Source organism: Flavonifractor sp. An112 (assembly GCF_904377885.1).
Classification (GTDB): domain Bacteria; phylum Bacillota; class Clostridia; order Oscillospirales; family Oscillospiraceae; genus Flavonifractor; species Flavonifractor avicola.
Genome location: NZ_CAJFGT010000077.1, coordinates 1 through 11762, shown reverse-complemented (window position 1 = coordinate 11762; position 11762 = coordinate 1). Strand labels below are relative to the sequence as shown.

Here is an 11762-nt window from a genome sequence, read left to right as displayed (position 1 = left end):
GGTCAGGGTGGTGGTACCCTTGCCCACATAGGTCACGGTGCCGTTGGAGGACACGGTGGCCACGGCGCTGTTGCCGATGCTCCACACGGGGGTGGAGGAGGTGCCGCTTACTTTCATCTGGAAGGAGGGGTAGGTCTTGCTCAGGGTGAAATCCGTCCGGCTCAGAGACAGAGAGGTAGACGTAGTGGTGCCGGAGCCGGTGGTGGTAGAGCCGCCGGTAGTTACCGAGTTGTGAACCAGACAGGTGTGGGTCACGCCGCCAGGCATGGTGGCGGTAATGGTGGCGTTGCCTGTCTTGGTCCCGGCGCTTACCTTGCCGGTCTCATCTACGCTGACCACCTCGGGATCACTGCTGGTCCAGGTGATGGCGCCGGAGGAACCCTCGGGAATAAAGGTGACGGTCAAGGTGATAGGATCGGGATAGCGGTTGCTGAGGGAGAACTCCGTCAGACTCAGGGTGAAGTCGGTGGCCGTCTGGTCGGCGGGAATGGTCTCCGACGGATCGGGCGACTCGGTGGGCTCTATGCTGGGCTGGGCGGAGTCGGTGGGCATAACGCTTTCCACGCTGGACGGATCGTCTGCGGAGCCGCCCTTGGTTACCAGAGGAATGATCACCGAGATCACAATGATCACCGCCGCGATGATGATCGCCAGAGAGACGATGATCCCCACCAGACGGAGGGGAGAGGGGCCGCGGCCATAGCCGCCGCCTCTGGTGTTGGTTACCAACCGCTTGCCCCCCCGGGCACGGCGGGGGGAATCCTCATCGCCGTCAAAGTCCTCGTCGTCCAGCGGAATCTCGTCACAGAACGGGCAGTGCTTATAAGTAGAGGCGTAGTCTTCGCCGCAGTATTCGCAATGAATCATTTTGGGACGGTCGTCCCTGCTTCGTCTGGATGCCATAGGAAATCCCTCCAATCGACATTCTTGTGTCTATTGTACAACGCCGACGCGCGGCCCGTCAACGGTACTTCAGGAAATATAAAAGTTTTTTAACAATTATGTCAACTGATGGGCGGGGTTGCACTGTCAAAACAAATTGGATATAATAGCAGGCAGAACGGCAGGGGAGGCGGAGCATATGAAAGGTTCCATCAGTGCTGCGGAAGCCCACAAACAGTACAGCGAAGCTGTGGCCGCGTTCCGGCGTCAGATCCCGGACCAGGTGCTGCGGGAGCGGTTTGGCCGGGAGGCCGATCCCTTCTTTCGTGGCTGCGCTCTGGGCCTGTGGCAGCGGGATGGGGCCTCTCCCACCCCCAGGTATGTGGAATTTTACAACGCCATCTACACCAAGGGCAATCCGGCCCCATCGGTGTTGTTTTGGGAACTGTCCTCGGAGGTGGCGGGTTATCCCGGATTCCGGCCGCCGGAATTTTTCAACCGGATGCGGGCCTGCGACAAGGTATCGGGCACCAGCCTGGCCCGCCGGTTTATCGATTTGACCACCCTGATGCTGCTGCTTTTTGCCGCGGTGGACGATCAGGTCAGCGAGGCCGAGGCCGGGTTTGTCAACCAGTGCGCCGATGCCCTCTCCGCCCTGTGTGATCAGGAGGGATTGAAGGGGGAGAAGGCGCCTCTGGACGTGGGGGACTTTGTGACCCGCAGGCCCGTCCCCCAAACGCCTCAGACCGCTCCGGCGGCGGAGCAAAAGGAGGAGGACAAGTCGGAGGAGCCGGAGCCTACTCTGGAGGAGCTGATGGCCCAGCTGGATGAGCTGTGCGGCCTGGAAAAGGTGAAGGCCGACGTGAAGAGTCTGGTCAACCTGGTGAAGGTGCGTAAGCTGCGGCAGGAGCACGATTTGCCAGTGCCGCCCCTGTCCCTTCACTTGGTGTTCATGGGCAATCCCGGCACCGGCAAGACCACGGTGGCCCGGCTGCTGGCCCAGCTGTACAAGGCCATTGGCGTGCTGTCCAAGGGACAGCTGGTGGAGGTGGACCGGTCCGGTCTGGTGGCCGGCTTCGTAGGACAGACCGCCATCAAGACCAGCGAGGTGATTCAGAAGGCCCTGGGAGGCGTGCTCTTCATCGACGAGGCCTACGCCCTGGCGGGGCAGGACAACCCCAACGACTTTGGCAGGGAGGCCATCGAGACTCTGCTGAAGGGGATGGAGGACCACCGGGCGGATCTGGTGGTCATTGTGGCGGGCTACACCCAGCTGATGGACCGCTTCCTCCACGCCAACCCCGGTTTGGAGAGCCGGTTCAATAAGTACTTCTATTTTGAGGACTATAATGGGGAACAGCTGATGGAGATCTTCTGCTCCATGTGTGGGAAAAATGGATATACCCTTAGTGATGAGAGCCGGAAGTATGCCGAAGAGTATTTTAAAACTCTGTATGAAGAGCGGGATGAGAACTTTGGCAACGCCCGGGACGTGCGCAATCTGTTCGAGCGGGCGGTGGCCCGTCAGTCTGACCGGGTGGCCGCCCTGGAGGCCCCCGGCAAGGAGGAGCTGATGGCGCTGACGCTGGAGGATCTGAAGGAGGACCAGCCGGAGGCATAAAAAGAGCCCCTGCCAAATATGGCAGGGGCTTTGAGCCGTCTTACAGGTGATCGCTGTCTACCAGGATGTTATCGGTGCCGTGTTCCTCAAATTCAGCGATATAGGCGTCGATGCGGCTGGCCAGTTCGTCATAATTGCTCTCGTCGATCGGGGCGTCGTCCATGTCCCGGCGGGCCAGGTCCTCCGCCAGAATATCGAAGAACACATTGTTTTCGTATTCCATGATGGCCTCGTGGATGCCGCCTTCGGCGAAGGCGCGGGAGGGGACCACTTCGCCCTGCCAGTCCTCGGCCAGCATGGGCATTCCCTCTGCCCGGGCCTTGGCAAAGAGCAGGCTCTCTACCTCGTCATAGTCCCTGAACCGGTCGTCACCCCGGGTGGAATTCAAGATCCAGTTGCCAATATAGGCCATATCCAGCAGACGGCGAAACTGCTTGGTCGTCAGTTCCAGCTTCATACCAATGCGACCTCCTCGCTGTCATGACGTTGGGGCAGGAGGGACCATACCCCACTCTCATATTATAATCACCCCCGAAGAAATGTCAAACCGGGGAGGGAAAAATGTGAAAATAACCCCTTGTTTTCCTGCCCTGTTTCCCCTATCATTAAAAGAACCATAGTATTACAAGGAGGGAACGCCTTGGACAGTCGACCCATTGGCGTATTTGACTCCGGCCTGGGCGGCCTGACCACGGTGCGGGAGCTGTGCCGCCTGCTGCCGGGGGAGGACATCGTCTATTTCGGAGATACCGGACGGGTGCCCTACGGCAGCCGCTCCAAGGAGACCATTATCCGGTACGCCCGCCAGGACGTGGCCTTTCTGCGTACCTTTGATTTGAAACTCATCGTCATTGCCTGCGGCACCGTGTCCACCACGGCCCTGGACATCCTGGCCAATGAGAACCCCATCCCGGTGTTGGGTGTAGTGGCCCCTGCTGCTGCCGCCGCCGCGGAAACCACGCAAAACGGCAGGATCGGACTCATCGGCACCCAGGCATCCATCCGCAGCGGCGCCTATGAGGCCCTTATCCGCAAGGCCGACCCGGCGGCCCAGGTGACTGCCCAGGCCTGCCCCCTCTTTGTGCCCCTGGTGGAGAACGGGCGCTTCAGGCCCGGCGATGTTGTCATCGAGACGGTGGCGGGGGAGTATCTGGCCCCCCTGAAGGAGGCGGGAGTGGACACCCTGGTACTTGGCTGTACCCACTATCCGCTGCTCCAGGATGTGATCGCCGCCCAGATGGGGCCCCAGGTCCGGCTGGTCAACGCCGGAGCGGAGGGCGCCCGCGCCGCTGCCGCCCGGCTGGCAGCCGATGACGCTTTGTCCGGAAAGACGGAGGGAGGCAGCTGCCGGTACTTTGTCAGCGACCGTCAGGAGGATTTCTCCCGGCTGGCCTCCATTTTCCTGGGTTGGGACGTCACCGGTACCGTGGGCCAGGTGGATATCAGCTGCTATTGAAAACCAGCCCTTTACATTAGGGCGGGAATTGGATATAATATGGTGCAATTTGCGGCCGGAAGGGCCGATAAAGAGGGAACATAGAACCATGGAGAACAACGTTATCATATCCATTCGGGGCAAGCAGTCCTTTGAGGATCAGGAGCCGGAAGTCATCGAACTGGTGACCGAGGGCAGGCTGTCCCTCGACGGCGAGGACGGCTACACCCTCAGCTATCAGGAGAGCGAGCTCACCGGGTTGGAGGGTACCCTTACCACCTTCCAGATCGAGCCTGAGCGGGTCACCCTGCTGCGGGTGGGGGAGGTCAACTCCCAGATGGTCTTTGAGGAGGGACGGCGGCACCTGTCCATGTACAACACGCCCTACGGTGCGCTGGCGGTAGGCATCAACACCAAGAAGATGCGGGCCCAGCTCAGCCCCGACGGCGGCAGCATTGAGATCAATTATGCCCTGGAGATTGACCATGCCGTGGCGGGTGAGAACCTCTTCCACATCCAGGTGCGGCAGAAGGGAAATCATATCCAGCAGTAAAGCCCTGGCAGAGGTTCTCCGTCTGAGGGCTGTATTTTGAGAAATAAAGAAAAGGTGATAGATATGTCCAATATGATCCAGGCGGCCCGGGAGCAGGTCGCCCAGCTGACACAGGCGGCCTACGAGAAGGCCGCGGCCCAGGGCCTGCTGCCCGCAGGGGCGGAGGTCAAGGCCACCATCGAGATCCCCAAGGACCCCACCCACGGCGACTACGCCTCCTCCTTCGCCATGGCGGGCGCTAAGGCTCTCCACAAGGCCCCCCGGCAGATCGCCCAGACCATTGTGGACAATCTGGATCTGGCGGGTACCTTCTTTGATAAGGTGGAGATCGCCGGCCCTGGCTTCCTCAACTTCACCCTGGGCAGCAAGTGGTACGGCGAGGTCCTCACCGACATCCAGGCTGAGGGGAGCACCTACGGCGCGGTGGACGAGGGCCACGGCGAAAAAGTGATGGTGGAGTTCGTCTCTGCCAACCCCACCGGCCCCATGCACATCGGCAACGCCCGGGGCGGCGTGCTGGGCGACGCTCTGGCCAGCGTGCTCACCCGGGCCGGGTACGACGTGTGGCGTGAATTCTACGTCAACGACGCCGGCAACCAGATCCACAAGTTTGCCATGTCCATCGACGCCCGGTACCTCCAGATCGTGCTGGGTGAGGAGAACTATCCCTTCCCCGAGGACGGCTATCACGGCGACGACATCAAGGAGCTGGCCCAGGCCTTCTATGACCAGCACGGCCCCGACTGGAAGGACAAGCCGGAGGAGGAGCGCCAGGAGGCCATGGCCCAGTACGGCCTGTCCGTCAACATCCCTAAGATGAAGGCCGATCTGCGCCGCTACCAGATCGAGTACGACGAGTGGTTCCTGGAGTCCGGCCTCCACAGCTCCGGCTATGTGGCCGAGACGGTTGGGATGCTGGCCGACAAGGGCTGGACCTATGAGAAGGACGGCGCCCTGTGGCTTAACACCACCGACCTGCTCAAGCAGAAGTTCATGGCTGAGGGCAAGACCCAGGAGCAGGTGGACAAGCTGGACCTGAAGGACGACGTGCTCCGCCGGGCCAACGGCTTCTACACCTACTTTGCCGCCGACATTGCCTACCACCGCAACAAGCTGGAGAAGCGGGGCTTCTCCAAGGCTATCAACATCTGGGGCGCCGACCACCATGGCCATGTGGCCCGCCTCCAGGCCGCTCTGGACGGCCTGGGCCTGGATGGCTCCCACCGGCTGGTGGTGGTGCTGATGCAGCTGGTCAACCTGCTGCAGGACGGCCAGCCCGTTCGGATGTCCAAGCGCTCCGGCAAGGCCATCGCCCTGCGGGACCTGCTGGATGAGGTCAGTGTGGATGCCGCCCGGTTCTTCTTCAACTCCCGGTCCTCCACCTCCGCTCTGGACTTCGATCTGGACCTGGCGGTGCGGCAGGACTCCGATAACCCGGTGTACTACGTCCAGTACGCCCACGCCCGCATCTGCTCCCTAGTGAGCCGCCTCACTGAGGAAGGCGCCCAGATGCCTGACGCGGCCGCTGTAAATGCCGCCCTCTTCACCACCGCCGAGGAGAAGGCCCTCATCAAGACCCTGTCCCAGCTGCCTGAGGTGATCCGTATCTCCGCCCGGGACTACGACCCCTCCCACGTCAACCGCTACCTCATTACCCTGGCCGGCGACTTCCACCGCTTCTACAACGCCTGCCGCATCAAGGGGGAGGAGGCCGACGTGCTGGCTGCCCGCCTCAAGCTGGCTGACACCGTCCGTTCCGTCATTGCCAACTGCCTGGCCCTCATCGGTGTTACCGCTCCTGAAAAGATGTAAGGAAAAAGATCCCGCTTTTTTGAAAAAAGCGGGATCTTTTTTTGTAAATTTTCGTCCAAGAAGAAACCGCGACGATGCAAGAATATTATGTCTACCTGAAACTATGCTGAATGTTTCAAAAACAGACGAATCAGAGGAATATGGAATCTGTTTACAGGGGAGAGGTCGGATTTCTTACATTTGTATAAAAGAAATAAAAACTTTCCCTTAATCTTCTGTTAATTGGTATGTAACACTCTTGTAATCTTTTTTGGGTGTGGTATGATATGCAATGCACGCGGCTATCCACCGCGGGCAGGTTCCTTCAGCGATCAACAGACGGAGGATCATGGAATGACGATATTAGAATTAGTAAAAGATTTGAACTTTGCAGTGGTGCTGCTGTTCACCCTGCTCTACCTCTACCAGGGCTTCTATGTGGTAGTGGGGCTGGTGCGCCGCCGCTGGAAAGAGACCCATCAGCCTGAAAAGCTCCATCGCTTTGCTGTGGTAGTATCCGCACGCAACGAAGAAGGGGTGATCGGGGAGCTGCTGGACAGCTTAAACAAGCAAAATTACCCCAAAGAGCTGCTGGATCTCTATGTGGTAGCCGACAACTGCACCGACGATACCGCTGGTGTGGCCCGCAAGGCCGGCGCCTTTGTGTATGAGCGCTTCGACCAGCAGAAGAAGGGCAAGGGCTACGCCATGGACTACCTCTTCCACCGCCTGGAGGAGGAGGGCAAGGACGTCTACGACGGCTACTTCATCTTTGACGCCGACAACCTGGTGGACCCCAACTTTGTGGCTGAGATGAACCGTACCTTTGACAAGGGCTATGACGCCATCACCTGCTACCGCAATTCCAAGAACTTTGGAGACAACTGGATCTCTGCCGGATACTCCATCTGGTTCCTGCGGGAGGCCCGCTTCCTTAACTTCCCCCGTACCCTGCTGGGCACCAACTGCCATGTGTCCGGTACCGGCTTCCTGGTGTCCGCCAAGGTCATCCGGGAAAACGGGGGCTGGCCCTTCCATCTGCTTACCGAGGACATCCAGTTCTCCGTGGACTGTGCCATCCAGGGCCGCAAGATCGGCTACTGTGACACCGCCGTGGTGTACGACGAGCAGCCCACCACCTTCCGCCAGTCCTGGGATCAGCGGCTGCGGTGGTCCAAGGGCTTCTATGAGGTGGACCGGGATTATACCGTGCCCCTGCTGAAGGGCTGTTTCCGCCCCGGACGGCTGGGTACCTCCTGCTACGATATGTTCGTCACTGTGGCCCCCGGTATGCTGCTCACCCTGGTGATGATCCTGTTCAACGGCATCATCCTGGCCAGCTGCATGACCCAGCCCGCCTATATTGCCGCCAAGGTTATCGATGTGACCGTCGGCTTCATGCTGTCCGCTCTGTGGAACTTCTATGTGGGCCTGTTCTTCTACGGCCTGCTGACGGTACTTTCTGAGTGGAAGCACATCAGCGCCTCTCCGCTGCAGAAGCTGGGCTATGTCTTTACCTTCCCCATCTTCATGTTTACGTACATCCCCATCTCCATCGCCGCTCTGGTGAAGAAGGTAGAGTGGAAACCCATCTACCACACCTCCACCAAGCGGGTGGGGGCGGGCTGAGCCAAACCCAATGAGAAGAGACCTGCCGTTTCGCGGCAGGTCTCTTTTGCCTGGGAACCAGGCTTGCATTGGATCATGAAACTGTGATATAATACCACCCAAATGTGCAATACAGGAGGAACCGAGCAATTATGGACACCATTCCCTTATCTATGCCCATTCTGATGGACGGTGCTACCGGAACCGAGCTGCGCCGGCTGGGTATGCCCGACGGAGCCTGCACCGAGCAGTGGGTGCTGGAGCATCCCCAGGCTCTGCTGGAGGTACAGCGGCGCTATGTGCAGGCGGGCAGCCGTATTCTGCTGGCCCCCACCTTTGGGGCCAACCGGGCCAGCCTGGAGCGCAGGGGCATCATGGGACAGGTAAGAGAATACAACCAGCGGCTGGTGGAACTGACCCGGCAGGCCGCAGGCGGGGGTGTGCTGGTGGCGGGCGACATGGCCCCTGCCGGGCTGACGCTGATTCCTTTTGGTGAGAGCAGCTTTGAGGAATTGGTGGCGGTCTACACGGAGCAGGCCGCCGCTCTGGAAGCTGCCGGGGTTGACCTGTTTTTCCTGGAGACGATGACCGACATGGCTCAGGCCCGGGCGGCGGTGCTGGCCTGCAAGAGTGTGTCGGACAAGCCGGTGTGGGTATCCTTTACCTGCGACGACGAGGGCCGTACCCCCGGCGGCACGGATGTGCTGGCCGGACTCATCGTTATGCAGGGCATGGGGGTGTCCGCCTTCGGGCTCAACTGTGCCAGCCCCGCAGACACGGCGGAGCAGCTGGAGCGGCTGACGCCTTATGCCTCCGTACCTCTGATCGCAAAACCCTCTGCCGGGCTGCCCGGGGCCTGCTGTACCCCGGAGGAACTGGCGGGCTTTATCCCCCAATATGCCGCCGCCGGAGCCCGTATATTCGGCGGATGCTGCGGGGCAGGGCCGGAGCATCTGGAGGCAGTGGCACGGGCTATGGATCAGGTGGACTTTTCCGGCTTCCGCCCGGTGGAGCGGGACCCGGATGTGATCCCCTGTGCCAGCGAGAAGGAGGCCCGATTCATCACCCCCGATGTGGATGTGGGTGAGACCATCGAGTGTACCCCTGACCTGATGGAGGACATTCTGGAGGCGGAGGAGGAGTCCCCCCAGGGCGCGCTGAAGATCGCCATCCTGGAGGAGGACGATCTGGATATCTTCGCCGAAAACCAGTATGTGGTGAAGGATGCTCTGTGCCTGTGGTCCGACGTACCCGAGCTGCTGGAGAAAGCTCTGCGGCTCTATCAGGGCCGGGCTTTCTGGGATGGTACCGGGGATCTGGAGGAGGATTTCCTCCGGGAGATGGCAGGCCGGTACGGCCTGGTGCTGCTGTAAGAAGCCCTGTCAAGGGACCTTCGGGCCCCAAAATAAAATCAGCGAAACAGACAAAAAGCACGTCCCCTTTTTGGGACGGGCTTTTTGTTTTGTGCCTTGACGGCATATATCAAGATACTGTATCATGGGTGTTGCGTAAAGAAGCAAAGCACAAGATATTGTGTCAGAATATAACGGGCGGTAATCGCCTGCAACAGTGGAGCGGGAAAGGAACGGATCGCAATGACACTCACCAAAATCAGAAAACGGGACGGCCGACTGGCGGAGTTCAACGAGGACAAAATCGCCGGCGCCATTGACAAGGCCTTCCGAGCCACTTACAAGCCGGGCAAGGAGGCCGAGGCCAGACGGCTGGCCGACGAGGTCCTCTCCATCCTGGAGGTGGAAGGGGAGAAGCAGCCCGACGTGGAGCACATTCAGGACCTGGTGGAGCGGGTGCTGATGGACAACGGCTACATCCAGACCGCCCGGGCCTACATTCTGTACCGGGAGGAGCGCAGCCGCGCCCGGGAGATGAATACCCGGTTGATGAAGACCTATGAGGACATCACCTTCTCCGCCGCCAAGGACTCCGACATCAAGCGGGAGAACGCCAACATCGACGGTGACACCGCCATGGGCTCCATGCTCAAGTTCGGCTCCGAGGGCGCCAAGCAGTTCTATGATATGTTCGTCCTCAACCCCGACCACGCCCGGGCCCACCGGGAGGGTGATATCCACATTCACGACCTGGACTTTTTGACCCTCACCACCACCTGCTGTCAGATCGACATCAAGAGACTCTTTGAAGGGGGCTTTTCCACCGGTCACGGCACCCTGCGGGAGCCCAACGACATTGCCTCCTACGCCGCCCTGTGCTGCATCGCCATCCAGTCCAACCAGAATGACCAGCACGGCGGCCAGAGCGTGGTGAACTTCGACTACGGCATGGCCGATGGTGTCCGCAAGACCTTCAAGCGGCTGTACCGTCAGAACCTGGCCCGGGCCCTCATGCTGCTGGAGGATGAGCGTGACCCCGAGCAGGAGTTGAAGGCCGTCATGGCCGACCTGGAGAAGGAGACCGGCCTGTGCTCCATTCTGGCGGGCAGCGAGGAATACTTTGCCGCCGAGCGGGCCGCTCTGGTGCCCAAGTTCGGGGACGAGGCCACTGTGGAGAAGGCCCAGAAGTTTGCCCAGCAGCGGGCGGTGAAGGAGACCGACCGGGCCACCTATCAGGCCATGGAGGCCCTGATCCACAACCTGAATACCATGCATTCCCGGGCTGGCGCCCAGACTCCCTTCTCCTCCATCAACTACGGCATGGACACCTCTCCCGAGGGCCGCATGGTGATGAAGAATGTGATGCTGGCCACCGAGGCCGGCCTGGGCGGCGGCGAGACTCCCATTTTCCCCATCCAGATCTTCCGGGTGAAGGAGGGGGTCAACTACAACCCCGGCGAGCCCAACTACGACCTGTTCCAGCTGGCTATGCGGTGCTCCGCCAAGCGGCTGTTCCCCAATTTCTCCTTCCTTGACGCCCCCTTCAACCTGCAGTACTACAAGCCCGGCCATCCCGAGACCGAGATCGCCTACATGGGCTGCCGCACCCGGGTCATAGGCAATGTATACGACCCTGAGCGGGAAATCTGCAACGGTCGGGGCAACCTGTCCTTTACCACCATCAACCTGCCCCGGCTGGCCATCAAAGCCCGGGGGGACCTTAACACCTTCTTCGAGTCTCTGGACCGGATGATGGACCTGTGCGTGGACCAGCTGCTGGAGCGGTTTGAGATCCAGTGCCGCAAGCACGTCTACAATTTCCCCTTCCTCATGGGCCAGGGGGTGTGGCTGGACAGCGAGAAGCTGGACTGGAACGACGAGGTGCGGGAGGTCCTGAAGCACGGCACTCTGTCCGTGGGCTTCATTGGCCTTGCCGAGACTTTGAAGGCCCTCATCGGCGTCCACCACGGCGAGAGTGAGAAGGCCCGGGTGCTGGGCATGGAGATCATCTCCCATATGCGGGCCCGGATGGACGCCGAGAGCGAAAAGCGGGGCCTCAACTTCTCCCTGCTGGCCACCCCCGCCGAGGGACTGTCCGGCCGCTTTGTCCGGATGGACAAGGCCCGCTTCGGGGTCATGGAGGGCATCACCGACCGGGATTACTACACCAACTCTTTCCATGTGCCGGTGTATTACCCCATCTCCGCCTACGACAAGATCAAGATCGAGGCGCCCTACCACGCCCTCACCAATGCCGGACACATCAGCTACATTGAGATGGACGGTGATCCCACCGACAACCTGGAGGCCTTTGAGAAGGTCATCCGCTGCATGAAGGAGAGCGGCATCGGCTACGGCTCGGTCAACCATCCGGTGGACCGGGACCCGGTGTGCGGCTTCTCCGGCATCATCGGGGATCGCTGCCCCGGCTGCGGCCGCACCGAGGCCGACGGCGTGCCCTTTGAGCGCATCCGCCGCATCACCGGCTACCTGGTGGGCACCCTGGACCGCTTCAACAAC

Annotated in this window: 9 protein-coding genes; 7 read left to right on the top strand and 2 right to left on the bottom strand. The window is 60.5% G+C overall.

Annotation, left to right across the window (positions count from 1 at the left end; translation table 11 throughout):
• On the bottom strand, positions 1 to 903 hold a 903-nt coding region (locus tag IHN22_RS10715), incomplete at its 3' end, for an Ig-like domain-containing protein (RefSeq protein ID WP_191435279.1).
• Positions 904 to 1081: 178 nt separating this feature from the next.
• On the opposite strand from IHN22_RS10715, the gene IHN22_RS10710 reads away from it, so the two are divergent.
• Positions 1082 to 2503 (top strand): AAA family ATPase, encoded by a 1422-nt coding sequence (locus tag IHN22_RS10710; RefSeq protein ID WP_191435277.1) that lies wholly within the window; start codon positions 1082 to 1084, stop codon positions 2501 to 2503.
• 40 nt (positions 2504 to 2543) lie between these two features.
• On the opposite strand, the gene IHN22_RS10705 is transcribed toward IHN22_RS10710, so the two are convergent.
• Positions 2544 to 2960, bottom strand: coding sequence for a hypothetical protein (locus tag IHN22_RS10705; protein ID WP_191435275.1), 417 nt, complete (start codon positions 2958 to 2960; stop codon positions 2544 to 2546).
• Positions 2961 to 3143: 183 nt separating this feature from the next.
• Between IHN22_RS10705 and murI the strand changes: the two genes are divergently transcribed.
• The 6 genes from murI to IHN22_RS10675 form a co-directional block, all read left to right on the top strand.
• Positions 3144 to 3959 carry a glutamate racemase gene (murI, locus tag IHN22_RS10700; protein WP_087389583.1) on the top strand — a complete coding sequence of 272 codons (816 nt, stop codon included), beginning with the start codon at positions 3144 to 3146 and terminating at the stop codon, positions 3957 to 3959.
• Positions 3960 to 4047: 88 nt separating this feature from the next.
• Entirely contained in the window at positions 4048 to 4491 is a 444-nt protein-coding gene (locus tag IHN22_RS10695) for a DUF1934 domain-containing protein (RefSeq protein ID WP_191435273.1), read from the top strand.
• Between the two features lie 63 nt (positions 4492 to 4554).
• Positions 4555 to 6303: an arginine--tRNA ligase gene (argS, locus tag IHN22_RS10690; protein WP_191435271.1), complete on the top strand. Its 1749-nt coding sequence runs from the start codon at positions 4555 to 4557 to the stop codon at positions 6301 to 6303.
• A gap of 333 nt (positions 6304 to 6636) precedes the next feature.
• On the top strand, positions 6637 to 7911 hold the full coding sequence (locus tag IHN22_RS10685) for a glycosyltransferase family 2 protein (protein ID WP_191435269.1): 1275 nt from the start codon (positions 6637 to 6639) through the stop codon (positions 7909 to 7911).
• A gap of 131 nt (positions 7912 to 8042) precedes the next feature.
• Positions 8043 to 9263 carry a homocysteine S-methyltransferase family protein gene (locus tag IHN22_RS10680; protein WP_191435267.1) on the top strand — a complete coding sequence of 407 codons (1221 nt, stop codon included), beginning with the start codon at positions 8043 to 8045 and terminating at the stop codon, positions 9261 to 9263.
• Positions 9264 to 9485: 222 nt separating this feature from the next.
• The coding region (locus tag IHN22_RS10675; RefSeq protein WP_191435265.1) for an anaerobic ribonucleoside triphosphate reductase at positions 9486 to 11762 on the top strand (2277 nt) is incomplete at its 3' end.